This window comes from Rhodanobacter sp. ANJX3, from assembly GCF_014200755.1.
Lineage (GTDB): Bacteria > Pseudomonadota > Gammaproteobacteria > Xanthomonadales > Rhodanobacteraceae > Rhodanobacter.
This window is the reverse complement of the sequence record NZ_JACHCM010000005.1, coordinates 141,709-166,595: the sequence shown is the minus strand read 5'-3', so window position 1 is coordinate 166,595 and position 24,887 is coordinate 141,709. Positions and strand designations below refer to the sequence as shown.

The window sequence follows — 24,887 nt, the reverse complement described above, 5'->3', positions numbered from 1 at the left end:
TGGAGCGCCACGTCCGTGTGCGTAATTGCGCTGGCCTGGAACGCGCATCCACGCTGGCGACTCGTGCTGGCCGGCAATCGCGATGAATTTCATGCGCGGCCCAGCGCGGCGCTGGCGCGCTGGGCCGACACCAATATCATCGCCGGCCGCGACCTGGAAGCGGGCGGCAGCTGGCTCGGGGTAACGGCCCAGGGCCGCTGCAGCGTGGTCACCAACGTGCGCAATCCCCGCGATGCGCAAACGGGTTTATCGCGCGGTCTGTTGGTGACGGATTACCTTACCCACTCCGATGACGCCGCCATGCACGCGGCGCGATTGCAGTCCGTGGCGGCGGACTACCGCCCGTTCAATCTGCTGATCTTCGACGCGGATCGGGCGTTTCATATCGGCAACCGTCCGCGGCCAGCCCTGCATGCGTTGAGCGATGGCATACATGGCCTGTCCAACGCCGAGCTGGATACGCCATGGCCGAAAACACGCCGGCTGTGCGTGCGCATGCGGGAGTGGATCGACGCGGATCGTGGTATGACCGATGCCGGAGATGTCACGGCGCTGTTTACGGCGCTTGCCGATGAGGAAATCGCCGCAGATGCCGACTTGCCGGACACCGGTATCGGCCTCGAACGGGAGCGATGGCTGTCGTCGGCGTTTATCCGCGGCGAGTCGTACGGCACGCGCGCCAGCACGATCGTGGCGATCGGCCACGATGGCCGTGGCGCGATCGTCGAACGCCGCTTCGGCCCGAACGGGCGCTTCGATGGTGAAACGCGGCTGCCCATCGAAGGGCGCCGCCATCACGACGCCGTGTTGAGCTAGCACGCACCGATCGTCGCGTCGCCAGCCTACGCAAGTTGTCGGTGCGTTCGCCTTGGTGTCGCATAGCCTGCGGCCTAGGCTTCGGTATCCACCATGGATGGATGATATCGATGCGCAAGACATGGCTGCTGCCGATGATGTTTCTCGCCGCATGGTGCATCACTGGCGCGCGCGCCCAGGACTGCCCCGCCTGGCCGCCCACGCAGGCGCGTGCGGAGATGCTTGCGCTGCACGATCGGTTGGATAGCTGGAATCGTGCGTACCGGGCGGGCGATCGGTCGCCGGTCGACGATGCGGTTTACGATCGGGCCTTGGAACGATTTCTGCGCTGGCGACGCTGCTTCCCCGCGCAGGCACCGGCAATTCCTGCGCATCTCGCCGACGCCACCGGCAATGTACGTGCGCCGGTCGCGCAGACCGGCCTGGCCAAGCTGCCCGATGCGGCGGCAGTCGGTGCATGGATGCAGGCACGTGGAAACACGGATCTCTGGGTACAGCCCAAGGCCGACGGTGTGGCCGTGACGCTTTTGTATATAGACGGCCAATTGAGCGAAGCCATTAGTCGCGGCGACGGACTGCACGGCTCGGATTGGACAGCTAAAGCACAAGTTATCGAGGCGATTCCCAAGCGCCTGCCGCATGCGCCGGCGCGCGTGGTGCTGCAGGGTGAAATCTACTGGCGCATTCCTAATCATGTGCAGGCCAAGGATGGCGGCATCAACGCACGCTCGGCCGTTGCCGGTGCGATGGCGCGCGACACGCTCGATGCCGCCACCGCCGCACGCATCGGCCTGTTTGTCTGGGACTGGCCGAGCGGTCCCGCCGATATGCCATCACGACTGGCAGGCATGCAGGCCATGGGCTTGATCGATAGCGTGAGCTATACCCGCGCGGTGGGTTCCATCGACGACGTGCAGCACTGGCGCGCGCAGTGGTATCGCCAGGGCATGCCGTTCGCCGCCGATGGCACCGTGGTGCGTCAGGGCCGCCGACCGGCCGCATCGACGTGGCCGGCCACGCCACCGGCGTGGGCCGTGGCGTGGAAATATCCGGCCGCGCAGGCGCTGGCCGAAGTGCGCGCGGTAAACTTCACCGTCGGTCGCAGCGGTCGCATCACACCCGTGCTGGAACTGGAACCGGTGCAGCTGGACGATCATCGCGTGCAACGCGTCAGCATCGGTTCGGTGGCGCGCTGGAAGGAGCTCGATATCCGCCCGGGCGATCAGGTCGAGATTGCCCTCGCGGGCTTGACCATTCCGCGCCTGCAGTCGGTAGTCTGGCGCACGCAGGTGCGCGCGCCGGTGACCGTGCCCGATCCGCAGACGCACGATCCGTTGAGCTGCTGGCAGATGGCGCCTGGCTGCGAAGCGCAGTTCCGCGCTCGGCTGGTCTGGCTCGGCGGCAAACGCGGCCTGCATCTGGATGGCATCGGTACGGATACCTGGCAGGCCTTGATCGACGCGGGGCTTATCCATGATCTGCTGGACTGGCTGAGCCTCACGCCTGCGCAGCTGGTCAAGGTGCCGGGTCTGGGGCAGGCGCGCGCGGCGTCCCTGGCACAGACCTTTGCCGATGCGCGCAAGCGGCCTTTCGCCGACTGGCTTCGTGCGATGGGCATGCCGCCGACCGCGGATATGGCGCTGCCCGACTGGGCGACGCTTAGCCCTCGCAGCGCGGAAGACTGGCAAGCGGCAGGCGCCGGTCGCGCGAAATCGGAACGCCTGGCGGCGTTCTTTGCGCATCCTCAGGTTCGTGCGCATGCCATAAAGCTGCACGCGATCGGGGTGCAGGGTTTTTGAACGCGTCTACCGAGTCAGCTTTTCATCTGGCCGTCGAGGTAATACCACTGACCGTCCTCCCGCACGAAGCGACTGGTCTCGTGCTGGCGCTGCGCCCGCCCGCCACCGAGGCGATAGCGCGCGACGAACTCCACGCTGGCGTGGTTTTCATCCACGTCGTGATGCTGGCGAATGTCCAGTCCCAGCCAGGTGGGTAGGGGCTGCTGTGCATCGAGGCCCAGTGACACGGGCCGAGAGGAGGCGTGCCAGCTGGCCAGAAGAAAATCCTCGCGTTTCAGCACGTAAGCGCTGTAGCGGGCGCGCATCAATTGATCGGCGGTGATCGCGAGCTGGCCGTCGTGTAGGCGGCCGCAGCAGCCTTGGTATCCGGCCGGGTTGCCGCAGGGGCAGGGCGTGGTGTCGGTCGATGTCATGGCGTCTTTTTACGCGAATCGCCCGGTTTTCCCTAGCGGCGTTTCAAGTGCCTTGCCTGCGCCAGACCCGGCAGCGGTTATTGGCCGGCATGGCGATGTCGTCGATCAGGGTGAAGCCGGCGCGTGTCGCCAGCGCATCCACGGCTTCGGCGTCGCGTATGCCCATGTGCGAGCCGCGTGACTGCAGCGATCGATCGAAGGCTGCGTTGCTCTCGCTGCTATAGCGTCCGGCATCATTAGAACGGGCCGTAGATGATCAGCGTGGCGCCGATGTCGGTCACGTGCGGCAACCGGGCGAAAAGCTGCTCGACCTCGGACCACGCCATGATGTGCAGCGTGTTGGCGCTGAATACGGCGTCGAAGCGATCGTCAGGCCAAGGGCTGCTCACGTCCAGCATCAGCGGCGGCGGGGTATTCGACAAGGCGGCCTCGTCCAGCCACGCGCGAATGCCGGGAAGATTTTCTTCACGGTCCGAGGCCTGCCAGATCAGCTGCGGCAGATGGGCGGCGAAATATGCCGCGTGCTGGCCGGTACCGCTGCCGATTTCCAGCACCCGTCGGGCACCGGCAAAATGTTCGCGCAACACGGCGAGGATCGGATCGCGATTGCGTTCGCACGCAGGCGAATGCGGCTTGTTCATACCGTCAGTGCAACCGGAGTGGGACGGCCAAGCCAGGCGCGGCCGCCGGAAGCGCGCGAGCTACTCAGGCCGGATGACCGCGCAGCACGCGTGCCGGCAGAAACAGAATGGCAGTGAGCAGCGCAAACACGGCGCCGACGGTGATGCCGACCAGCCGGAACGGCAGGGCGATCAGCCAGACGATGGGATAGAGCACCAGCGCCAGCAGCGCCAGCGGCCAGCAGAAAACCAGCAGCAACAGCCAGAGCACGAACCCGACCATGTCACGCCCTCCGCGTAGGTAGTGCGACAACTCTAGCGCAGACGGCTGGCGCTGCGTAGATGACTCTCGACACCCCGGTCGGAGACGTTCGATATCGGCTGCGCCGCCAGGGCTGATGTCAGAGCTTCAAGCCTTTGGACGAATGCGGATCGCGAGCGCAACGGCGCCGTCGCGAAGCGTTACCTGGCTTCGCCCGGAACCGTTTCGCCAGGTATCCCCGGCGTGCAATACGCCGACGGCCGTATCGATCTCAGCGCGTGCCGCGTAGACAAGAACCACATCGGGCTCTAGTCGGTAAGTGCCGGGTTCTGCCATGACGACGACGTCGCCCCAGGCTTCTGCCCGGCGCACCATCAGATTGAAATCACGGGTCGCGCCATCGACCAGCGTCACGGCTACGGCGGATTCGCCGGCAAACGCGAACGGTACGAACGGCGTATCCAGTGCGTGCTTGCGATCGTCGTCCAGCGTCATGATGAAACCGGCCCCTTCGAGCAGCACGATATGGCGGTCGATACCCGGGAAGGATGAGAATGGTGCGGCGCTGCTTACTTCGGCGACGCTGACTCGCCACAGAAAGTGGTCGGTATGTGATCCGGACGGCTGGACGGCTATTTCCTGCGTCGTGCCCATGCCGTTTTTCCACGGCACGGAAAGACAATCGCTGCGGCGAATGATCGATGAATCGTCGGAGGGTTTGCTCATGTGGTGCGCTCGATCACGCGTTGAAACGGCGGCAGGGCGCGCAGCATGCCGGCGCCGTAGCGCTTCAGTATCACGCGGCGATCCAGCAGCACGATGCGGCCCTGATCGGTTTCGTTGCGGATCAGGCGGCCGCAGTACTGCGTCAGCAGCCGTGTCGCCTCGGGCACGCTCACCTCAAGAAACGGATTGCGGCCGCGTGATTCCAGCCACTCCGCATACGTGGCGCCGACAGGGTCGGTCGGCACGGCGAACGGCAGCTGGGTAATCACCACCGTCTCGCACAGCTTGCCTGGCAGATCGAGGCCTTCGCCGAACGAGGCGAGGCCAAAAAGCGTGCTGCCCTTACCGGCCTCGATATCGGCGCAGTGCTCGGCGACCAGCTGCGATTTGCCCAGTGAGCCCTGCGCTCGCACTTTGCGCACGTTCGCGATTGGCAGCTTCTGCAGCACGCGATCGAGCTTGGCGCGCGAGGTGAACAGCACCAGGTTGCCGGCGTCCCAGTCGAGGTTGTCGGCGAGCCACTCGCTGATTTCCTCGGCATGCGCTTCGCGCGCTTCAGGCAGGGTGCGCATGGCCGGAATTTCCAGTCTGGCCTGGCTGGCCAGATCGAACGGCGAAGGCAGGCTCACGCACACCGCGTCATCGGGCAGGCCGACCGAGTCGGCGAAGCCACGGAAGTTGCCGCCCGCGCTCAGCGTGGCCGAGGTCATCACCACGCCGCTGGCATTGCCCCACAGCACGGCGCCGAGCATGCCGCCAGCAGATACGGCCGAGGCATGACAGACCAGCTGCTGGTCGGCAGTGAGGGTGACCCAGCGCGCCAGTGGCGGCGCGTTGTCCACGTCGCTGGCAGCCCAGGATCGCCAGCAGCGCGCCTGCTTTTCCAGGCGTTCCAGCGCGATACCGAGTTCGCGCGACAACGCTTCCTGGGTCGGGCCGCCGTCGGTCATTTCGACCACCGCACGGCGCACTGCATTCAACCAGCGCTGGATTTCATCGGTGTAGACGCTCAATACCCGCGCGTGCTCCACCCACGGTTCGGGCAGTTGGCCGAGCGAGCCGCGGTACATCGGCTCGGCCTCGGCCGGATCGGGGAGCCAGCCGAGGCGAATCTCGCGTTCGAGTTCCTCCAGCGCATTGCTGAGCTCCTGCAATTTCTCGTCGCCCTTGTCGAGGCTGAGCTTGCCGATCGACTCCTTGTCCGTCAGCGAGTAGGCCGCATGCACCTGCCGGCCGAGCCGGCCCAGCTGGCGGGCGCTGAGGGTCATGTAGACCTCGGCGGTGCCGCGATCGATCGCCTTGGCCGCCACATGATGGCCTTCGTCGAAGATATAGAGCGTTTCGTCCGGCCGCGGCAGGATGATGCCGCCCCAGCCTTCGTCCTCGCCTGGCATGGTGAGGTCGGCCAGCACTAGATCCTGATTGGCGACGATGATCTCGGCATCGTCCACCGCGCGGCGCGCGGCGAAAAACGGGCAGACCATAAAGTGTGCGCACTTGCGGCTGGTGCAGCCGCCGGCGCTGGTGGTGATCATGGGCCGAACCAGGTCGCTCACCGGTTCCGGCGCGGTGTCCATGTCGCCGTCCCACTCGCGGCGATCGAAGGCGGCGCTGAGCTTGACCAGCGTCTGCTTGTCGCGCGCTGCCGGCGGTTTGCTCCAGATTGCCAGGTCGGCGTCCATGCCGGCCAGGCCCATCTGGCCGGAATCGTCGAGGCTGGCGGTGGCCATGGCCAGATTGCGCGGACACAGGTAGCGGCCGCGGCCCTTGGCCAGCGCTACCTTGGCCTCGATGCCGTTAAGCCGCAGATACTGCGGGATATCCCGCTGCACCAGCTGCTCCTGCAGGGCCACGGTGGCCGTGGCAATCAGCAGCCGCTTTTTCTGGAAGCGCGCCACTTCCAGGCCGGCGATCAGGTACGCCATCGATTTGCCGGTGCCGGTCGGCGCCTCGATCACCGCCACGCCGCCGGTCTGGCCCAGTGCCTTGGCTACCTCGGCAATCATCTTGCCCTGCGACGCGCGCGGGCGGAAACCCGGCAAACCGTCCTTGATGCGTGCATAGGAAGCGCGGATGGCATCTTTCGTGCTGTCAGCGAGCATGGATGAGTGGTTCAGCCTGTGGCGCGAGTGAGGTGCGTAATGGTCGGGGAGCGAGTGAATCATTTAGCGGCATCGACGAGTCGTGCATCGCCATCGTTGCGTGCATGGGCGCGCGGACGGCGCAAGAAAATCCGCTGCGGAAACCATTCGTTAGTTTATCGCCATTGTCGTCGGGCGGCTTTGTTGGTTTGCCCGAAGGGGTATGCTAGTCAAATGGTGAGCGTTGGTAAGCACGGGCTTGGGGGAGTCCATCGATGAATGACGTGGACGTGAAGTCGGCCCACAGCTCCACGCATCTGCTATGGCTGACGCGGCTGATCGCGGCCAATACGCCCGAAGAAGTTGCCACGGTGATCGCTGGCGCCTTGCTTGAGCACCCTCATTGCGCGGCCGCCTCGGTGGTGTGGGCGCTGGATCAACCGGGCAAGCATCGCTGCGTGCCGCCGACTCGTTTTGCTGATGAAGACTGGACTTGGCTCTACGCGGCGGCCAGCTCCGGCAAGCCGCAGTGGAGCGCGCAGGGCGATCGCATGGCCCTGCGCCTGTGCGAAATGCCCGAGTCGGCGCTGATAGTGGTGGCATTGCATCCGGGCTACGAGTGGTCCGACGTTCCCGACGAGCTGAAGGCGCCGATCGTATTGGCCGGCCAGTACCTGCGTCGCGCGCTGGAGTGGTCCGAACTGCAGTACTCGCACCTGCAGTTGGAGCGTTCTGAAACGCTGCAGCGCGCGCTGTTCGCCATCTCCGACATGGCCGGCTCCGATCGCGATATGCCCGACATGCTGCGCGGCATCCACGCTATCGTCAGCACGCTGATGTATGCGGAAAATTTTTTTATCGTGCAGCTCAATCGCGAGCGCGACACGATTCGCTTCCTGTATTTCGTCGATACAGAGGATTCGACTCCGCCGGGCGACTTTCAGGACATGCCGCTGCAGGACATTGAGCACTCGCTGACCTGGTACGTCATCAAGGATGGTAAGGCCCGCATGGGTACGGCCGAGCAGCTGTTGGCCCAGGTCGCCGGCCCGGTGATTCAGATCGGTTCGGACAGCCACGAATGGCTCGGCGTGCCGATGCTGCGCGACGGCCAGCCCGGCGGCGCGCTGGTGGTGCAGAGCTATCAGTCCGGCATCGGTTTCACGCAGGACGATCTGAACCTGCTGGAGTTCGTCGGCAGCCATATCCTCACCGCGTTGGAGCGTAAGCAGACCAAGGAGGATTTGGAGCGCCGCGTGCAGCTGCGCACGCTGCAGCTGGCCGAGGCCAATCGTGGGTTGCAGCAGGAGGTCCTGGAGCGCCAGCGCGCCGAATATCTGCAGACGGCGCTGTTTCGTATCGCGCAGCTGGCGACGGCCGACATCGATCAGCAGGAGTTCTATCGCCGCGTGCACTCGGTGGTGGGCGAGCTGCTGAATGCGGAAAACTTTTTTATCGGCCTGCTTTCCGATGATCGTCAGCAGCTGATGTTTCCCTATGCGGTCGATGCGGTGGATGAGCCGCCGCCGAGCCGCCGGCTCGGGCGCGGGCTCAGCGAGTTCGTGCTGCATAGTGGCGTCGCGCTGCGCGCCGACAATACCGACATCGGGCGAATGGAGACGCTCGGTCAGATCGCTTCCGGGCGCACCGGTTCGCCCGCGCGCTGCTGGCTCGGCGTGCCGCTCATCGTCGGCGACGAGGTGATCGGTCTGGTCACGGTGCAGAGTTACACCGAGGAAAATGCGTACGATGCCGCCGACGAGGAGCTGCTCACCTTCGTCGCCACGCAGATCGCCAACAGCCTGACGCGGAGGCGCGCGGCCGAGTCGCTGCGTCGGGCCTACGAGCAGCTTGAGCATCGCGTGGAAGAGCGCACGCAGGCGCTGCGCAAGGAAATTATCGAACGCGAGCGGATCCAGGATCAGCTCAAGCACCAGGTCATGCACGACTCGCTCACTGGGCTGCCCAACCGCAGTTATCTGCGTGACCGCATCAATCGCGTGCTCAACCTGCTCAAGCACGAACCGCTGCACCGCTGTGCGCTGCTGTATCTGGATATCGATCGGTTCAAGATCATCAACGACAGCCTGGGTCATCTAGCTGGCGATGACGTGTTGAAAGAGGTGGCGGCTCGATTGGCCAGCTGCGTGCGTCATCCCGATCTGGTGGCGCGACTGGCCGGCGACGAGTTCGCCATTCTGCTGGAAAACGTCGAAGATGCCTCGATCGCCACCGCGGTGGCGCAGCGCGTGCTCGATGCGCTGAGCGCGCCGATGCCGGTGGCCGGCAAGGAATTGCAGCCTACCGCCAGCGTCGGTATCGCCATTGGCGACAGCCACTACCACGACGCCGACGAAGTGCTGCGCGACGCGGACATCGCGCTATACCGCGCGAAGGAATTGGGCCGTAAGCGTTACGAGCTGTTCGACGAGACGCTGGCGAAAAACGTGGTCGACGTGCTGGCGATGGAGGTCGACTTGCGTCGGGCGCTGCAGCAACAGCAGTTCGAGCCTTACTTCCAGCCGATCTGCCGACTCGACGGCGGTCAGGTCGTGGGATACGAGGCGCTGATCCGCTGGAACCATCCGCAGCGCGGACTGCTGCGGCCGGCGGATTTTCTCAAGATCGCCGAGGACAGTGGGTTGATCGAGGAGATCGACTGGCGCATGTTCGAACTCAGCTGCGGCCTGCTAGCTGGCCACGGCTCGGATGAGATCTTCATGACGTTCAACGTGTCGGCACTGCATCTGCGTCACGCCGATTTCGACACGCGGCTGATCCAGCTCCTGCAAAAAACCGGGCTGCCGCCGCCACGACTGGTGGCCGAGGTGACCGAGGGTGCGCTGCTGGACAATCCCGAACGCGTGCGCGGCACGCTCGACCGGCTGCGCAGCATCGGTGTCGGCGCGGCGCTGGACGATTTCGGCACCGGCTATTCGTCGCTGAGTTATCTGCACTCGCTGCCGCTGCGCATGCTGAAGATCGATCGCGCCTTCGTGCTGGAGCTGGACAAGGAAGGCAATACCAACAGCACCACCGTGGTGGCTGCCATTCTCGCGCTGGCGCGTGCACTCAACATCCAAGTGATTGCCGAAGGCATCGAGACGCAGGCACAGCGCGATGCCCTGCTGGCGATGGGCTGCGAGATGGGCCAGGGCTATCTGCTCGGTCGCCCCGCGCCGATCCGGCAGTGGCTGGAGCCGCACAAGCCGACCGCATAGGTTGCTCGCTCGGCAGGCATCGGACCCAGGCAGAATCAGGCCGGCTGAATGATCTGCCGCAGCGCCTGTTCGAACGCCTCCGGCGGCTGCCCGCCGGAAATCAGATGACGATCGTTGATGATCGTGGCCGGCACCGACTGGATGCCGTGCTGCAAGTAGAACTGCTCCTGCGCGCGCACTTCATCGGCATACACATTGCTGGCGAGAATGCGCTTCGCCTCGGCCGCATCCAGGCCGACTTCCTCGGCCAGTCGCTGCAGCACCGCATGGTCACTGACATCGTCGCCATCGGTGAAATAGGCGCGCAGCAGCACCTGCTTCAGCGGCACGTGCCTGCGCTCCAGCTCGGCCCAGTGCAGCAGCCGGTGCGCGTCGAAGGTGTTGTAGACGCGGGTGTGGCGATCCATGCGGAACGTCACCCCCAGCGAAGCGCCGCGAGCGCGGATGTTTTCGCGATTGACGTCGATCTGTTCGGCCGTGCTGCTGTACTTGCGCATCAGATGTTCGGTGGAATTCTCGCCTTCGCGCGGCATGTTCGGATTCAGCTCGAATGGCTGGAAATGAATGTCGGCAGCCACCTCGTCGCCGAGACTTGCCAGCGCCTGGCGCAGCGAGGCCAGTCCGATCGCGCACCACGGACACGATACGTCGGAGACGAAATCGATCTTGATCGGAACGGGTTTGACGGGCGCCGGCTTGGCAGCGGCGGTTTTGGCTGGATCGGTCACGGAGATACCTCGGTGCGTGCTTGAAACCCACATATAGAGACGCTTGACGCAGCAATCAATTCCGCGAGAACGATTAACCGATCAGTGCGCCACGATACTGAGCGCCACCGCTTCGGCGACCTTGATGCCGTCGACGGCGGCGGAAAGAATGCCGCCGGCGTAGCCCGCGCCTTCGCCGGCGGGATAGAGGCCGCGCGTATTGAGGCTTTGAAAACTGTCGTCGCGCTTGATGCGCACCGGTGACGAGGTGCGCGTTTCCACGCCGGTGAGTACCGCGTCGTGCAGGGCGAAGCCTCTGATCTGACGGTCGAACGCGGGCAGCGCTTCGCGAATCGCTTCGATCGCATAGGCCGGCAGCGCGCTGTCGAGGCTGCCCAGCGTAACGCCCGGCTTGAACGAGGGTTCGACATCGCCTAACTCGCGCGACGGCTGCGCGGCAATGAAATCGCCGACCAGCTGGCCGGGCGCGTTGTAGTTTTCGCCGCCCAGCGCATACGCGCGACTTTCCAGCGCCCGCTGCAGCGCGATGCCGGCGAGCGGGTGGATCTGCCCGTCGGTGGATGTCGGATCGAATGGTACGAAGTCAGCCGGCTCGATGCCCACCACGATCGCGGCGTTGGCGTTGCGTTCGTTGCGCGAGTACTGGCTCATGCCGTTGGTGACCACGCGGCCGGGCTCCGACATCGCGGCTACCACGGTGCCGCCTGGGCACATGCAGAAGCTGTAGACCGAGCGCCCCCTGCCGGCGTGATCGCCGGTGACGTGATGTACCAGCTTGTAATCGGCGGCGCCGAGCAGCGGATGGCCGGCCTGCGCACCGAAGCGCGCGCGGTCGATGATCGATTGCGGATGCTCGACCCGAAAGCCGATCGAGAACGGTTTGGCTTCCAGGTAGACGTTGCGTTTGTGCAGCATCTCGAAGGTGTCACGCGCGCTGTGGCCGATCGCCAGCACCACGTGATAGGCGAGGATTTCTTCGCCGCCTTCCAGGCTCACGCCGCGCAGCTGGCGCGTGCCATCGGCACTGATGTCGATCAGCAGATCGTCGACGCGGCTGCCGAAGCGGATCTCGCCGCCGAGCGCCTCGATCGTGGCGCGCATGTTTTCCACCATCGTCACCAGCCGAAAGGTGCCGATATGCGGCTTGCTGACGTAAAGAATTTCTTCGGGCGCGCCGGCCTTGACGAACTCGGTGAGCACCTTTCGGCCGTGGTGCATCGGATCGCGGATCTGGCTCCACAGCTTGCCATCGGAAAACGTGCCGGCACCGCCCTCACCGAACTGCACGTTGGACTCGGGATGCAGATTGCGCTTGCGCCAAAGGTCCCAGGTGTCCTTGGTGCGTTCGCGCACGGCCTTGCCGCGGTCCAGGATGATTGGGCGAAAGCCCATCTGCGCCAGGATCAGTCCGGCAAACAGCCCGCACGGCCCGGTGCCGATGACAACGGGCCGCCGCGGCAGCTGCGTCGGCGCCTGCGTGACGAAGCGGTAGCTCGTGTCCGGCGTCGGCCCGATATTCTTATCGCCGGCAAACCGCTGCAGCAGTTCGGCTTCGCGCGGCGTATCGACATCTAGCGCGTAGATCAGCAATATCGCGCCGCGCTTGCGCGCGTCGTAGCTGCGCTTGGCCACTGTGAAGCTTAGCGGCTCTTTCGCATCCAGTTTGAGCCGCGCACGGATCGCCTTGGGCAATGCCTCGTCGGGATGGTCCAGCGGCAGCTTGAGGTCGGTGATTCGCAGCATGAGGGGTGGGAGGCAGTCGATCGGCGCGGCTGAGCGCAGCGGCTCGGTCGGCTATTGTCGATGCGATCGCGTGAGGCGACAAGGCGCGCTGTAACTTCGGTCTTACATGGCAAACCGGGATGGATATGCCGTGGCGCTTGGAAATCGGTCGCGCTGGGAAAATTGAGCGGCCACGCTGCGAACAGGTGCCCCGCCGCGTCACCTCACGCGGCCAGCATGGTCAGAAATTGCTCGCCGGTTGCCTGCGGGTGGAGCAGCAGATAGCGCGTGCCCTGACTGCCGTGGCGGCGTGCAGCCGCCCTGCAGATCAGGCCATCGCAAGCCGCTTCCGCCGGCAGCATGGGCGAATCAGCTTGGCGTGGACCGCGGCTGATCGAACCGTGCTGCGGTCCACCAACGATGATGTATTCGATATGTTCCATGAGAGCTCCCTCGCCGAATGGGTTTTCGTGGTACGCCTCAGGTGATGCAGGGGGCGCGCCAGCAGGCGAGGGCAAATCGAGGTACGCATCACAGTTCGGCAAGGTGCATGAAGGCGGCGAGCCGCCGTCATGCCGACACTTTGAACAGGCTCTCAGGCCTTGCCGATAAAGTCCTGCTTGCCCAGTTCCGCGCCGGACTCGCGCAGGATGTTGTAGGCGGTGGTGCAGTGGAAAAACACGTTCGGGAAAACGAAATCGAGCAGGTAGCTCTGGCCTTCGAAGTTCAGCTCGCCATTGCGGGTCTTCATGGTGATCGCGCGCGTTTCGCTGCCGTCGATCTGCTCGGGGGTAAAGGTCTGGATGTACTCGACCGCGCGGGCGATGCGTGCCTGCAGCTCGTCCAGCGTGGTTTCGGTGTCGTCGAACTTCAGCGGCTCCACGCCCGCCAGGCGAGCCACGCCGTTCTTGGCCATGTCGGTGGCGATCTGTACCTGCTTGACCAGCGGCAGCATGTCGGGAATCAGCCGCGTCTGCAGCAGCGTCTGGTCGGTGACGCTCTTCACCGCGGCGTGCTCGGCACCCTTCTTAAGGACATGGGCAAGGTTTTCGAGCGCGCGAACGGTGACGGGTACGGCGGTCTGATACATCGAAATAGTCACGGTGGTGTTTCCTTTGAGTCGTGCTGAAAAGAGGGGAGGGGACGGTCGTTGTCAGTCAGCGACTCGTCACATGGCGGTTCGGGTGCGAAGTGTTTGAACGGCATTGCCGGCGCAAGATCGTCGCTGGCCGCGGGCGCGACGACCTTGTTGGCGCGCGTCATGCTGAAGGCGATCAGCGCGGAGACCAGCAGCAGCGCCGCGCTGAGAATGAACGCCGCGCCCGGCAAGTGAACCGGCGCATGGTCGCTGATGAACAGCGCGAAGATATTGGCGAACAGCGCCGGGCCAAAGATGCCTGCAAGGCTGGCCAGACTGGTCAACGCGCCCTGCAGCCGGCCCTGTTCGTGCGGATCGACCTGCTGGGTCATCATCGCCTGCGCCGGCGGACCGGCCAGTCCGCCCAGGCAGAGAAACGGAATGCCGGCCAGAAAAACCCAGGCGACCGGCGCTAGCCCTAAGAAGAAGTAGCCGATCACGCATAGCAGCAGCCCGCCGATAATCAGCCGGCGCTCGCCGAACGTCGGCATCAGCCGCCGCACCAGCACCGCCTGCACCAGCCCGCTGCACAGGCCTACCAGGGCCAGCGTGTAACCCACCGCCTGCGGCCCCCAGCCGTAGCGGTAGTCGGTGTAGAGCACGTAGGTCGAGTTGAGCGAGAACTGCGCCAGGTTGATCAGAAAAAACACCGCGGCCAGGCCGAACACCTGCGGATAGCGGCGCAGCAGGATCAGCGCGCCCAGCGGGTTGGCGTCGCGCCAGGCGAATCGTACCGTGCGTTTTTCCTTCGGCAGCGATTCGGGCAGCACGAACAGGCCGTAGGCAAAGTTGATCAGCGACAGCACGCCGGCCATCCAGAACGGCAGGCGGATCGACAGATGACCGAGAAAGCCGCCCAGTGCCGGGCCGATGATGAAACCGACACCGAAAGCCGCACCCAGCGTGCCGAACGCGGCGGCGCGCTTCTCCTTCGGCGTGATGTCGGCTATGTAAGCGTTGGCGGTCGAAAAGCTGGCCGCGCATACGCCGGAAATCGCGCGTCCGACAAACAGCAGCCACAGCGACGGTGCAATGGCCATCACCACAAAATCGACACCAAGGCCGAAGCTGGAAATCAGGATCACCGTGCGCCGCCCGTAGCGATCGGACAGCGCACCCTGCACCGGCGAAAACACGAACTGCATCAGCATGAACAGCGCGCCGAACGCACCCGACCACACCGCGGCCTTCGCGATGCTGCCGCCGATCAGATCCACGATCAGATGCGGCAGCACCGGAATGATGATGCCGAACGCCAGCATGTCGACCATCACCGTGACAAAGATGAAAGTCAGCGCGGCGCGACGGTGGGTAGATTCAGAGGTCGGCAGCGGGCTCATGGGTCAGGGCTGGGCAATGAGACGTGCACGATAACCGAACGCCGCCGCACAATCCTGCGGCTGAAAGGCATTTGGGCCTGAGGTTCGGGCAACGGCCGGCGCTAGGCCGGCGCTAGGCCGGCGCGCCTATCCAGTCCGCGACGGCGGCCGGCTGTTCCAGATGCAGATGATGGCCGCCGGCCAGATGGCTGACGACGATGTTCGGCACGCAATCGGCGCGCGCCTGCATCGGGGCGCTGGGCAGGTAGGGCGTCGCGGGCTCGGCGAGCAGCAGCGCGCTGGGCGCTTCGATACCGCGCAGGATGGCGTGGATTTGCGACTCGGCCTGGCGTACGGCGCTGGTCTGCATCAGCCGCGGATCGCTGCGCCAGCGCCAGCCGCCCTCGGTTTCGATCAGGCCGCGCGTGACGATCGGTCGCGCCAGCTCTGCCGCCAGTCCGCTGGCCATCACCCGGGCGCTCACCGCTTGTTCGACATCGCGAAACACGCGCAGCGGTTTGCGGTTGCCGACATGTGGCGTCAGTGCCTCACGAAAGCGCTTCAACGTCTGTGTGCCGTCGTCGCCGAGCGGACCGAGGCCCTCGATCAGGCACAGGCGTTCAATGCGCTGCGGCGTCGCGGCGGCAACCAGGGCGGCGATGCCGGCACCCATCGAGTGGCCGAGCAAGGCGTAGCGATCGAGCTGCAACGCGTCCGCCGCGTCGAGCACGGCGCGTACGTAGTCGAGGTAGTAGTAGCTGGCGCCGCTCGCCAGGTGATCGGAATGGCCGTGACCGGGCAGATCCAGCGCGATTACCTTATATCGCTCGGTCAGCCGCGGCGCGAGCAGCGCATAGCTGCCGGCGTTGTCCAGCCAGCCGTGCAGGGCCAGTAGCGGCGGCGCGCTATCGTCGCCCCAGACCTGCACCGCCAGCGCGAGATGCGGCAGGGCGATGCGGCGTTCAGTCGGCGCGATCACGCAAGGCCTTGGCGCGGCGGTCGGCATCGACGACGCGCTGTTTCGCGGCGGCGGGATCGTAGTCGGTGGCAAACTCGTCCCAGCCCTGGCCGTGGCGTAGGATCAGCGCCGCGAGACTGCTGACCTGCTCGGCGCTGTCATTCAATGCGGGGATGTAGCGCAGCGTGCTGCCGCCGGCTTCGATAAAAAAATCCCGGTTCTGCATGGCGATTTCTTCCAGCGTTTCCAGACAGTCGACCGAAAACCCGGGGCAGGCGACGTCGAGACGTTTCACGCCCTCGGCGGCGAGCTTGCGCACGATCTGGTCGGTATACGGATGCAGCCAGCGCTCGCGGCCGACGCGCGATTGAAAGCTGATCGCCAGCTGCTCTTCGGTCAAGCGCAGGCGTTCGCGCAGCAGGCGCGCCGTCGCATGACACTGGCAGAAATACGGGTCGCCGGCATGCAGGTAACGCTCGGGGATGCCGTGGAAGGACAGCAGCAGCTTGTCGCCACGGCCATTGACCCGCCACCAGCGCTCGATGCTGGTCGCCAGCGCATCGATATGCGCTGGATCGTTGTGATAGTCGTTGACGATGCGCAGCTCGGGTGGCCAGCGCAGCGTTTTGTAGGTATCCATCACCGCGTCGATCACCGAGCCGGACGACGTCGCCGAATACTGTGGATACATCGGCAGCACCAGCAGCTTGCGTACGCCTTCGCGCTGCAGTCGTTCGATAGTGTGGGCGACCGAAGGTTCGCCATAACGCATGGCAAGGGCGACGCGAATCGGGCCATTCGGGCGCTGGCGGCCCAGCTCGGCCTGCAAACCGGCGGCCAGCGCCTCGCTGCCGACCCGAAGCGGCGAGCCCTGTTCGGTCCAGACCTTGGCGTAGGCGTGCGCCGAGCGCGAGGGCCGCAGCCGAAGAATCACACCGTGCAGGATCAGCCACCACAGCCAGCGGCGCACTTCGATCACGCGCGGGTCGCTGAGAAATTCGGCCAGATACGGCCGCACGGCTTTGGCCGTGGGCGCGGCCGGTGTTCCCAGATTGACCAGCAGCACGCCAGCCTGAACGGGCGGCAGGGGCTGCCCGTTGGAATGACCGGCAACGCCGGTATAGTTGTTGTAGGGCATGGTGGCGTCGCGCTTGAAGCAGGCGCATGAGTCTGCCACAAGCCTCGCGCGCTGCGGTGCGCGGCGTCATTAGCTTATTCATCTCCAGCCTCAACTCTTCCACCCTCACGCGGAGCCATCCATGTTCAAGACACCACTGCATCGCCTGCTGCTGATCGGCGCGGCCCTGTTGCTGCCTGCCATGGCCGTGCATGCCGAGGATCCGCCGCTGGTGCGCGCCAAGAATGCCGTGCGCGTGCTGAGCGAAATCATGGAAGCGCCGGACAAGTCGATTCCGCAGGATCTGCTGCGCGACGCCAAGGCGATCGCGGTGATCCCCGACGTGCTGAAGGTCGGCTTCGTGTTCGGCGGCCGCCGCGGCGAGGGTCTTATTTCGGTGAAGTCGCCGGACGGTACCTGGTCCAATCCCAGCTTTGTCACTGTCACCGGCGGCAGCATCGGTTTCCAGGCCGGCGTGTCGTCCACCGACCTGGTGCTGGTGTTCCGCACGCAACGCGGCGTGGATTCCATCGTCAACGGCAAGTTTACCGTCGGCGCCGACGCCTCGGCTGCCGCCGGCCCGGTTGGCCGCACGGCGACAGCTTCCACCGACGCGCAGATGAAGGCGGAGATCTACTCCTACTCGCGTTCGCGCGGCCTGTTCGCCGGCGTAGCGATCGATGGCGCGGCACTGCGCATCGATTACGACGCCAACGAGGCGGTATACGGCGCAGGCATCACGCCGCGTCGCATCTTCGAAGGCGGCGTCAGCAACGTGCCCGGGCCGGTCGTGGATTTTCGGGACCGTCTTGAGGAGTACACTTCACGCTAGTTGTCGGGCTCGGGTTGCAGCCTGAGCTCCATGGGTTCATTCGGAATCGGTTCAGAGGTCATCATGGGTTTTGACAGTATGTGGCACTGGATCATCTTGCTGGTCGTGGTGCTGCTGGTATTCGGTACCAAGAAGATTCGCAACCTTGGCCCAGACCTCGGCGCCGCCATCCGCGATTTCAAGAAAAGCGTCAGCGGCGATGACGAAGCCAAGCAGAAGGAGGCCGAGGCCAAGCGTCAGGACGCGGAGCACTTGCGCGCCGACCCGCCGGTGGACAGCACTCGCACCGGCACCACGCAGGGTCAGCGCGACTCCAGCGAAACCAAGTAAGCGCGCGGCGGGCGGAGCGGGGCCATGATCGAGAGCGTCGATGATCGAGCTTAGTCTCGGCAAAATGGTGCTGCTCGCACTGATCGCCTTGATCGTGCTGGGCCCGGAAAAACTGCCCGGCGCGGCCCGTACCGCGGGCGCGCTGCTGCGCCGCGTTCGCAGCGGCTGGGACAACGTCAAAGCCGAAGTCGAGCGCGAGCTGGAGATCGAGGAGATCAAGCGCAGCGCGCGTGAAGCCGTGGCCAGTGCTGAGGCCGCACAGCAGCACGTTAAGAACACCTTGAAAGAAACCCACGACCCGTTTGCCGAAGCGGCTGCCATGGTGAAGCTGCAGCCGCCGGCACCGGATGCTGCGCTGCCATCGCAAGACGCAGCACTACAGGAGCCGGTCGCCGGCGGGCATCCGGTAGCTTCGCAGCCGGCCGGCGCCACGTCCGCGAGCCCGTCCCCCGCAAGCGCAGCGCGCGCCGCTGAAACGTCAGGCGAGCATGTTAGCGATAGCAGTCAGGCACCGGAGGGTGTGCAGGCCGAGCTGCCGCTGGACGCGCCGCTCACCAGGCCGGAGCGCGATCCCACACATGACAGGGATACGCCGCATGGCCACGCCTGAATCCGATGCCCCCGATGCGGAGGAAGGCCTGCAGGGGCTTTTTTCGCACTTGCTGGAGCTGCGACTTCGCCTGATGTGGGCGGTGGGCACGGTGCTGGTCGTACTTATTGCGCTGGTGCCGTTTGCCAACCGACTCTATGCCGAGCTGGCCAAGCCGCTGGTGGCGCGGCTGCCGCAGGGTGCGCATTTGATTGCGACCGAAGTCACCAGCCCGTTCATCACGCCGCTGAAATTGGCCTTCTATACGGCTCTTTTCATCAGCATGCCGATGGTGCTTTATCAGTTGTGGGCGTTTGTCAGTCCCGGCTTGTACAAGCACGAAAAGCGGCTGGCGCGGCCGCTGCTTGCGGCAGCGCTGGTATTGTTCTACATGGGCGGCGCGTTCGCGTATTTTCTGGTGCTGCCGGCGGCGTTTCGTTTCCTTACGGCGGTGACGCCGCAGGGCGTGGAGATGATGACCGACATCACCCACTACCTCGATTTCGTGATGCTGATGTTCTTCGCCTTCGGCCTGTGTTTCGAGGTGCCGGTGGCGGTGGTGATCATCGCCGCGATCGGCCTGGTCGATTTGGAAAAGCTGCGCAGCGCGCGGCGCTATGCGATCTGCGGCGCGTTCGCGATCGCTGCGCTGATCACGCCCCCGGACATCACTTCGATGCTGATGCTCGGCATTCCGATGTGCCTGCTTTACGAGCTGGGGATTCTGGCGGTGCGCTGGTTGGTCAAGCCCGGATCGCTGCGGCGCGACCTGTCGGAATAGCCGTCGTTGTGTCTGATCGTTCGACCGATCAGTAAAGATCGATCGGATCGACGTCCAGCGACCAGCGCACGTGCCGCGCCTGCGGCATCGCGGTAAGTGCCAGCCGCCACGGCCGCAGCAGGCCATGCAGCACGCTTCGGCTGGCCGCCTCGAGCAGCAGCTGGCCGCGATGACGGCCGGCGCGCAGCGGCATCGGCGCGGGCATCGGCCCGGCGATCTGCAGTTCGGCACTTTCCGGCAGCGCCGCATGCGCGGCGGCAAGAAACGCATCGACCGGCTCGCGCGTGGGCGCATCGGCGCGCAGCAGCACCTGATGGCTGTACGGTGGCAGCTGAATTTGCCGGCGTTCGGCCAGCAGTTCGCGCGCTGCCGCGGCGTACCCGTGAGCGAGCAGCCCGCGCAGCAGCGGATGCTCGGGCTGATGGGTTTGCAGCAGTACGCGGCCGGGTTTGCGCGCGCGCCCGGCACGCCCGGCCACCTGCACCACCAGCTGCGCCATGCGTTCGCCGGCGCGGAAATCGACGCTGTGCAAACCCTCGTCCACGCCGACGATCGCCACCATGGTGAGGTTGGGCAGGTCGTGCCCCTTGGCCAGCATCTGCGTGCCGACCAGGATCGCCGGCTGATCGTTCTGCAGCGTGGCCAGCAGCTGCTCGAACGCGTCGCGCCGGCGCGTGGTTTCGCGATCGACGCGCAGCACCGGCACCTGCGGAAAGTGTGCGATCAGCGCCTCTTCGAGGCGCTCGGTGCCCTGTCCCTGCGGCTTCAGGTCGGCCGATGCGCAGACGGGGCAGGCGACAGGCACGCGCTGGCGAAAATCGCAGTGATGGCAGAGCAGCTGACGGCGGCCGGCGTGCAGGGTCAGCGGCCGGTCGCAGCGTGGGCAGTCGGGGTGCCAGCCACAGCTGCGGCACAGCAGCACGGGGGCGTAGCCGCGGCGGTTGCGAAACACCAGCGCCTGCTCGCCACGCGCCACGGTTTCCGCTACCGCCGCCAGTAGGGCCGGCGACATGCCGTGCTCCAGCCGCTGTGCGCGCATGTCGATAATTTGCACCTGCGGCGGGCGGATCGCACCGGGCCGCGCGCGCAGATGAAGCGTCCGGTAGCGGCCCGCTTCCGCATTTGCCAGTGACTCCAGTGACGGCGTACCCGAGCCCAGCAGCACCGGCACGTTCAGCGCGCGTGCGCGCACCACGGCCAGATCGCGCGCGTGGTAGCGGAAGCCTTCCTGCTGCTTGTAGGCGCTGTCGTGCTCCTCGTCGACGATGATGATGCCGGCCTCCGGCAGCGGCGTGAACATCGCCGAGCGCGTGCCCAGAATCACCCGCGCGCTGCCGGCGCGTGCGCGCAGCCAGGCGCGTGCGCGATCGCCTTCGGACAGGTTCGAGTGCAGCACTTCCACGATGACGCCCAGCCGCTCGCGCAGGCGACGCACGGTCTGCGGTGCCAGGCCGATTTCCGGTACCAGCAGCAGCGCCTGCTTGCCCTGCGCCAGCACCTGTTCGATCAAGGCCAGATAGACCTCGGTTTTGCCGCTGCCGGTGACGCCATCGAGCAGGAACGGCTGATATTCGCCCAGATGTGCGCTGACGGCGGCAACCGCCTGCTGTTGCTCGTCGTTCAACTGCGGCGGCAGCGAAGCGGGCAGGGCGTGATTCAGCGGCGGCCGTTCGCTGCGCTCGATCAGGCCTGCAGCAGCCAGCCGCCGGCTGGCGTCGCGCCAGCCTGGCAGGCGCTCGGTCAGTTCCTGCGCGCTGAGGGCGCGTTCGGCCAGCAAGGCCAGCAGCTGCTTGCTGCCGCCGCGCCGGCTGCCGGCATCGTGCGCGCTCTGACCGGCGGCGCTGAGCGACCAGTATTCATCGCCGATGGCCGGCCGCGGCCGCGGTTCGCGCAGGGCGAGCGGCAGCGCGTTGGCATACGCCTCACCCGGAGCGCCCAACCAGTAGTCGGCGGCCCATGCCAGGGTCTGCATCAGTTCGGCATCGAGCAGCGGCGCGTCGTCCAGCAACCGGATGGCCGGCTTCAGTCGGCTGCTGCCGACTGCGGCCTGCGCATCGATCTCCACCACCACGCCAACCAGCTTGCCTCGACCGAACGGCACCCACACGCGGCTACCCGCCTGCGCTGACCCTTCCGCAGGCGGCAAGTAGTCGAACAGGGTCGGCAGGGGCACCGGCAGGGCAACGCGTAGAACGGCAGGCATGCTTTCCTCGTGATCGGGCAGTGTAGCCGGGGATGTGCCGCTGACCATCCGCCGAGCCTTGCGCCCGCGGGTAAAAAGCGGCGAGTGGAGCTTGCGCGCACTAGCTCCTTAAATATCGAGAAACGAAGGCTAAGTGACTCACCCTGGTAAGGTTTTGCGCTTATCCACAAGACCTGTGGATAAGTCTGTGGATGTAAAGGGGAGCGGAGGCCTCAAGGCCCGCCGTGACGCCCTTCGGGACGGCTTGACCAAGTTTTCATCACGAAAAATAAATCTTTGAAATCAATAATTTGAAATTTTGCGTCACCTGGCATTCACACAATTGACCCAAGCCATTCACACCGCTTGACAGGCAGATGACGCTGTGCAAAACCGACGAAGAAGGGCTTCTTGAGAGCGCATTCCTAGATCGTCCATACCCACCGCAGGCGGCGTCAGTATGCAACGCTGAGCACGCCGGCAATCGCGAGTGCGAACGTCAGCAGCACGCAATAGCACCAGCCGATAAACAGGTATTTGAGGATCGTCATCGGCCAGCCTTGCCGATAAACACGCTTCTGCATGATCAGCAGATAGATCGGCGCCCAAATCCACAACGCCAGATTGATCCAGCCAAGCGGCGTGGCCAACCACGGAGCGGCCGGTTTGACCCAGGCGGCGAGCATGCCGACCAGGGCGCCCAGCATCAGGCTGAGAAAAAGAAAGGCATGGCTGTGCAGCGCCACGATCAGGTGCTCGATGTAAAGGCGGCGCTTGAACAGGTAGACCAGCTTCAGCAGCAGCGCGAAGACGGGCATCAGCACAAACATGGTCGGCGGAAGAACGCCGAAGAAGCCGGTGATCATGCGCTGGACGGATTCCTCGCGCGCGGCCGCGTCGCCATGCCTGAAGTTGTGCAAATTCGCTTGCATGTGCTGGCCAAGCAGGTTGAGGCGCGCGTTGGCCGCATCGGGCAGCCAGTCGATGTGCATGGTCGCCATGCGGGTCATGCCCTCATCGTCATCTTTGCCGCGCCCATGGGCGCGCTTGCCGACCGTCGTATCGGTATCGCTCGCGGTGGATGACGTCGATGTCGGGGGCGACGCCTGCGAGGCGGCTGGCGCGGGCGCTGCCCCCAGGGCGAGCAATCGTTGATTCGCCGCGTCGCGCATTTTCTGCGCAGCCATGTCCATATCCGGCTTGGCTACGTTTGGCAGCGAGGCGCGCGCACGATCCAGTTCGGCCAGTTGCTGCTTCAGCTGGTCGCGTACTTCGGCTTGCGTGTGAGCATCTTCAAACGCGTTGCCGTTGGTCACCACCGGAAGGTTCCCGCGAATCATTTTTTTGCTCAGTGAATCGAGCTGCAGGTGGATCATGAAAAACGCCAGCAGGCTGAGGACGAACATCAGGCGGAACGGCGCGATGTAGCGCACGCGACGGCCACTGAAATATTCCAGGGTGAGAAAGCCGGGTTTCAGCAGCAGCGGCGGTATGGTGTGCACCGCGCGGCCATCGACGTGAAACACGATGTCCATCGTGTCTTCGAGCATGCCGTGGATCGGCTTGAGCACGCTGTGGATCGACTGACCACATTCGTGGCAGAACTCGCCGTGCATGGCCGCGCCGCAATTGGCGCAATGCTGCCCTTCATAGCTGGTGAGCTTGTTCATGAAATCCCCGTCCGGTCGTCTCCGGCTCAACCACCGATCTTTGCACAGGCTGCGCCGTGTGGCAGCAAGCTTGGCTCAGCAGCGATGCAAAGAGGGGTCGCGCCGCTCGGTCGGGCTGCTCGGTTAGAATGCGCCGCTCATGAATACGCCACGTCGATGAAAGCTTTTCGCCCCGAACGCGTGCGTCTGATGCACGAGCTGCGCGCCACGGTGCGTCTTGCGCTGCCGCTGGTATTCGCCCAGCTGGCGGCGATCGGCAGCAACGTCATCGACGCGCTGTTGGCCGGACATTTCAGCGCGCACGTGCTCGGCGCGGTGGCGGTCGGCGCAAGCATCTGGTCGCTGGCCATCGTCAGCGGCATCGGCATGATGATGGCGGTGCCGCCGTGGGTGGCCCAGCTCGACGGCGCCGGTCGGCGGCTCGAAGTCGGTGCGGTGTTCCGTCAGGCGCTGTGGCTGGCGCTCGGCATGGGCGTGCTGCTGTGGTTTGCGGTACGTCACGCCATGCCGTTGATCGAGCTGATGGGTGTCACGCCGAGCCTGCGCCACGACGTGCAGGCGTTTCTGCTGGCGATCAGTTGGGGTGCACCGGCGCTGACCTGTTATTTCGCCCTGCGCGGTTTGTCCGAAGGCTTGTCATTGACTCGGCCGTCGATGTATTTCAGCCTCGGCGGTCTGGCGCTGCTGGTGCCGCTGGGCTATGCGCTGATGTTCGGCAAGTTCGGTTTGCCGCCGCAGGGCGCGCACGGTTGCGGCATGGCCACGGCAGCCGTGCTGTGGATCGAGATGATGGGACTGGGCCTTTACGTGCTGAAGCATCCCAACTACCGCGGCCTGGGTCTACTCGATCATTTCGAATGGCCGCATCTACGCCGCATTGCGGCGCTGGCACATGTCGGTCTGCCGATGGCCGTGACCTTGCTGGCCGAAGCGGGATTGTTCGTCGCCACGGCGCTGATCATCAGCTCGCTGGGCGAGGACGTGATCGCCAGCCATCAGGTGGCGATCAATATCGCCTCGCTGTTTTTCATGATCCCGCTGGGGCTGGCGATGGCGATCACGGTGCGGGTCGGTAACGCGGTGGGACGGGGCGACGCGCGCGGCGTGCGCTACGCGGGCTTTTGCGGCATCGGTTTGACCCTGGGCACGCAGCTGGTCTCGGCGGCGCTGATGCTGGGCCTGCCGCACTTCATCGCCTCTTTATATACGCACGATCCCAAAGTGATCGCGCTGGCGATGCAGCTGATCGTGCTGGCCGGGCTGTTCCAGTTTTCCGACGGCATCCAGGTCGCGTCGAACGGCGCGCTGCGCGGGCTGAAGGACACCCGCGTGCCGATGGCGATTACCTTGTTCGCCTACTGGATGATCGGCATGCCGCTGGGCTGGTGGCTGACGTTCAATCAGGGCATGGGTGCGCGTGGCATGTGGATGGGTCTGATCGCCGGGCTGTCGGTCGCCGCGGTGTTGTTGTTTGTGCGATTCTGGCGCAGCGCCTGGCGCGAGCGCTGGCAGCGTGCCGCAGTGACCGAGCCGGTCTTACCCGTTACGCTTGAGCTTTGATGTCGCGCTTCATTCACTCTGTT

At 65.1% G+C, this 24,887-nt stretch carries 20 protein-coding genes and 2 pseudogenes; 8 read left to right on the top strand and 14 right to left on the bottom strand.

Features of this window, described 5'->3' with window-relative positions; genetic code table 11:
- The first annotated feature begins 15 nt into the window (after window positions 1-15).
- Window positions 16-816 (top strand): NRDE family protein, encoded by an 801-nt coding sequence (locus tag HDE76_RS14855; protein ID WP_184508714.1) that lies wholly within the window; start codon window positions 16-18, stop codon window positions 814-816.
- A gap of 110 nt (window positions 817-926) precedes the next feature.
- Window positions 927-2,615 carry an NAD-dependent DNA ligase LigB gene (ligB, locus tag HDE76_RS14850; RefSeq protein ID WP_184508712.1) on the top strand — a complete coding sequence of 563 codons (1,689 nt, stop codon included), beginning with the start codon at window positions 927-929 and terminating at the stop codon, window positions 2,613-2,615.
- 14 nt (window positions 2,616-2,629) lie between these two features.
- On the opposite strand, the gene HDE76_RS14845 is transcribed toward ligB, so the two are convergent.
- The 5 genes and pseudogenes from HDE76_RS14845 to dinG form a co-directional block, all read right to left on the bottom strand.
- Window positions 2,630-3,028: a YchJ family metal-binding protein gene (locus tag HDE76_RS14845; protein ID WP_184508709.1), complete on the bottom strand. Its 399-nt coding sequence runs from the start codon at window positions 3,026-3,028 to the stop codon at window positions 2,630-2,632.
- Between the two features lie 43 nt (window positions 3,029-3,071).
- Window positions 3,072-3,669, bottom strand: a pseudogene (locus HDE76_RS14840) (DUF938 domain-containing protein).
- 64 nt (window positions 3,670-3,733) lie between these two features.
- Entirely contained in the window at window positions 3,734-3,931 is a 198-nt protein-coding gene (locus tag HDE76_RS14835; protein ID WP_179478076.1) for a hypothetical protein, read from the bottom strand.
- Window positions 3,932-4,057: 126 nt separating this feature from the next.
- On the bottom strand, window positions 4,058-4,636 hold the full coding sequence (locus HDE76_RS14830; protein ID WP_184508707.1) for a HutD family protein: 579 nt from the start codon (window positions 4,634-4,636) through the stop codon (window positions 4,058-4,060).
- The gene (gene dinG / locus HDE76_RS14825; RefSeq protein WP_184508705.1) at window positions 4,633-6,738 is read right to left on the bottom strand and encodes an ATP-dependent DNA helicase DinG; all 2,106 of its coding nucleotides are present in this window, start codon (window positions 6,736-6,738) and stop codon (window positions 4,633-4,635) included. Before dinG ends, HDE76_RS14830 begins: the two co-directional genes overlap by 4 nt.
- Window positions 6,739-6,992: 254 nt before the next feature.
- Between dinG and HDE76_RS14820 the strand changes: the two genes are divergently transcribed.
- Window positions 6,993-9,938: an EAL domain-containing protein gene (locus HDE76_RS14820; RefSeq protein WP_184508703.1), complete on the top strand. Its 2,946-nt coding sequence runs from the start codon at window positions 6,993-6,995 to the stop codon at window positions 9,936-9,938.
- Window positions 9,939-9,973: 35 nt separating this feature from the next.
- Here the strand turns inward: HDE76_RS14820 and HDE76_RS14815 are convergent, their stop codons facing one another.
- The 7 genes from HDE76_RS14815 to hemH form a co-directional block, all read right to left on the bottom strand.
- The gene (locus HDE76_RS14815) at window positions 9,974-10,666 is read right to left on the bottom strand and encodes a DsbA family oxidoreductase (RefSeq protein ID WP_343205718.1); all 693 of its coding nucleotides are present in this window, start codon (window positions 10,664-10,666) and stop codon (window positions 9,974-9,976) included.
- 81 nt (window positions 10,667-10,747) lie between these two features.
- A complete protein-coding gene (locus HDE76_RS14810) occupies window positions 10,748-12,409 on the bottom strand; it encodes an NAD(P)/FAD-dependent oxidoreductase (protein WP_184508699.1) in 1,662 nt (553 codons plus the stop codon).
- A gap of 203 nt (window positions 12,410-12,612) precedes the next feature.
- Window positions 12,613-12,831 carry a hypothetical protein gene (locus HDE76_RS14805; RefSeq protein WP_179478067.1) on the bottom strand — a complete coding sequence of 73 codons (219 nt, stop codon included), beginning with the start codon at window positions 12,829-12,831 and terminating at the stop codon, window positions 12,613-12,615.
- 152 nt (window positions 12,832-12,983) lie between these two features.
- Entirely contained in the window at window positions 12,984-13,490 is a 507-nt protein-coding gene (locus tag HDE76_RS14800; protein WP_184508696.1) for a DUF1993 domain-containing protein, read from the bottom strand.
- Window positions 13,487-14,866, bottom strand: coding sequence for a TCR/Tet family MFS transporter (locus HDE76_RS14795; protein WP_184508694.1), 1,380 nt, complete (start codon window positions 14,864-14,866; stop codon window positions 13,487-13,489). Before HDE76_RS14795 ends, HDE76_RS14800 begins: the two co-directional genes overlap by 4 nt.
- Window positions 14,867-14,978: 112 nt before the next feature.
- Window positions 14,979-15,824: an alpha/beta hydrolase gene (locus HDE76_RS14790; RefSeq protein WP_184508692.1), complete on the bottom strand. Its 846-nt coding sequence runs from the start codon at window positions 15,822-15,824 to the stop codon at window positions 14,979-14,981.
- Window positions 15,808-16,941 carry a ferrochelatase gene (gene hemH / locus HDE76_RS14785; RefSeq protein ID WP_184508690.1) on the bottom strand — a complete coding sequence of 378 codons (1,134 nt, stop codon included), beginning with the start codon at window positions 16,939-16,941 and terminating at the stop codon, window positions 15,808-15,810. The genes HDE76_RS14790 and hemH overlap by 17 nt, the downstream gene beginning before the upstream one ends.
- Window positions 16,942-17,062: 121 nt before the next feature.
- On the opposite strand from hemH, the gene HDE76_RS14780 reads away from it, so the two are divergent.
- The 4 genes and pseudogenes from HDE76_RS14780 to tatC all read left to right on the top strand — a co-directional run bounded on the left by HDE76_RS14780 (window position 17,063) and on the right by tatC (window position 19,452).
- Window positions 17,063-17,752 carry a lipid-binding SYLF domain-containing protein gene (locus HDE76_RS14780; RefSeq protein WP_179478061.1) on the top strand — a complete coding sequence of 230 codons (690 nt, stop codon included), beginning with the start codon at window positions 17,063-17,065 and terminating at the stop codon, window positions 17,750-17,752.
- Between the two features lie 63 nt (window positions 17,753-17,815).
- Window positions 17,816-18,082, top strand: a complete 267-nt coding sequence (gene tatA / locus HDE76_RS14775) for a twin-arginine translocase TatA/TatE family subunit (protein WP_179478059.1) — start codon at window positions 17,816-17,818, stop codon at window positions 18,080-18,082.
- A 40-nt stretch (window positions 18,083-18,122) separates the two neighbouring features.
- A pseudogene (gene tatB / locus HDE76_RS20805) lies at window positions 18,123-18,344 on the top strand (Sec-independent protein translocase protein TatB); the annotation flags it as partial.
- 334 nt (window positions 18,345-18,678) lie between these two features.
- Complete coding sequence (gene tatC, locus HDE76_RS14765) at window positions 18,679-19,452, top strand: twin-arginine translocase subunit TatC (protein WP_184508686.1); 774 nt, start codon at window positions 18,679-18,681, stop codon at window positions 19,450-19,452.
- Window positions 19,453-19,480: 28 nt separating this feature from the next.
- Here the strand turns inward: tatC and HDE76_RS14760 are convergent, their stop codons facing one another.
- Together HDE76_RS14760 and HDE76_RS14755 are read right to left on the bottom strand one after the other, a co-directional pair.
- The gene (locus HDE76_RS14760; RefSeq protein ID WP_184508684.1) at window positions 19,481-21,655 is read right to left on the bottom strand and encodes a primosomal protein N'; all 2,175 of its coding nucleotides are present in this window, start codon (window positions 21,653-21,655) and stop codon (window positions 19,481-19,483) included.
- Between the two features lie 434 nt (window positions 21,656-22,089).
- The gene (locus HDE76_RS14755) at window positions 22,090-23,304 is read right to left on the bottom strand and encodes a DUF3667 domain-containing protein (protein WP_184508682.1); all 1,215 of its coding nucleotides are present in this window, start codon (window positions 23,302-23,304) and stop codon (window positions 22,090-22,092) included.
- 156 nt (window positions 23,305-23,460) lie between these two features.
- Between HDE76_RS14755 and HDE76_RS14750 the strand changes: the two genes are divergently transcribed.
- Complete coding sequence (locus HDE76_RS14750; RefSeq protein WP_184508680.1) at window positions 23,461-24,864, top strand: MATE family efflux transporter; 1,404 nt, start codon at window positions 23,461-23,463, stop codon at window positions 24,862-24,864.
- Window positions 24,865-24,887: the final 23 nt, after the last annotated feature.

Bases quoted from the DNA above. Each gene is read 5' to 3' on its own strand.
- ligB (WP_184508712.1), top strand. From the start codon at position 927: ATGCGCAAGACATGGCTGCTGCCGATGATGTTTCTCGCCGCATGGTGC.
- HDE76_RS14845 (WP_184508709.1), bottom strand. From the start codon at position 3,028: ATGACATCGACCGACACCACGCCCTGCCCCTGCGGCAACCCGGCCGGA.
- HDE76_RS14835 (WP_179478076.1), bottom strand. From the start codon at position 3,931: ATGGTCGGGTTCGTGCTCTGGCTGTTGCTGCTGGTTTTCTGCTGGCCG.
- HDE76_RS14830 (WP_184508707.1), bottom strand. From the start codon at position 4,636: ATGAGCAAACCCTCCGACGATTCATCGATCATTCGCCGCAGCGATTGT.
- dinG (WP_184508705.1), bottom strand. From the start codon at position 6,738: ATGCTCGCTGACAGCACGAAAGATGCCATCCGCGCTTCCTATGCACGC.
- HDE76_RS14820 (WP_184508703.1), top strand. From the start codon at position 6,993: ATGAATGACGTGGACGTGAAGTCGGCCCACAGCTCCACGCATCTGCTA.
- HDE76_RS14810 (WP_184508699.1), bottom strand. From the start codon at position 12,409: ATGCTGCGAATCACCGACCTCAAGCTGCCGCTGGACCATCCCGACGAG.
- HDE76_RS14805 (WP_179478067.1), bottom strand. From the start codon at position 12,831: ATGGAACATATCGAATACATCATCGTTGGTGGACCGCAGCACGGTTCG.
- HDE76_RS14795 (WP_184508694.1), bottom strand. From the start codon at position 14,866: ATGAGCCCGCTGCCGACCTCTGAATCTACCCACCGTCGCGCCGCGCTG.
- hemH (WP_184508690.1), bottom strand. From the start codon at position 16,941: ATGCCCTACAACAACTATACCGGCGTTGCCGGTCATTCCAACGGGCAG.
- HDE76_RS14780 (WP_179478061.1), top strand. From the start codon at position 17,063: ATGTTCAAGACACCACTGCATCGCCTGCTGCTGATCGGCGCGGCCCTG.
- tatA (WP_179478059.1), top strand. From the start codon at position 17,816: ATGGGTTTTGACAGTATGTGGCACTGGATCATCTTGCTGGTCGTGGTG.
- tatC (WP_184508686.1), top strand. From the start codon at position 18,679: ATGGCCACGCCTGAATCCGATGCCCCCGATGCGGAGGAAGGCCTGCAG.
- HDE76_RS14760 (WP_184508684.1), bottom strand. From the start codon at position 21,655: ATGCCTGCCGTTCTACGCGTTGCCCTGCCGGTGCCCCTGCCGACCCTG.
- HDE76_RS14755 (WP_184508682.1), bottom strand. From the start codon at position 23,304: ATGAACAAGCTCACCAGCTATGAAGGGCAGCATTGCGCCAATTGCGGC.
- HDE76_RS14750 (WP_184508680.1), top strand. From the start codon at position 23,461: ATGAAAGCTTTTCGCCCCGAACGCGTGCGTCTGATGCACGAGCTGCGC.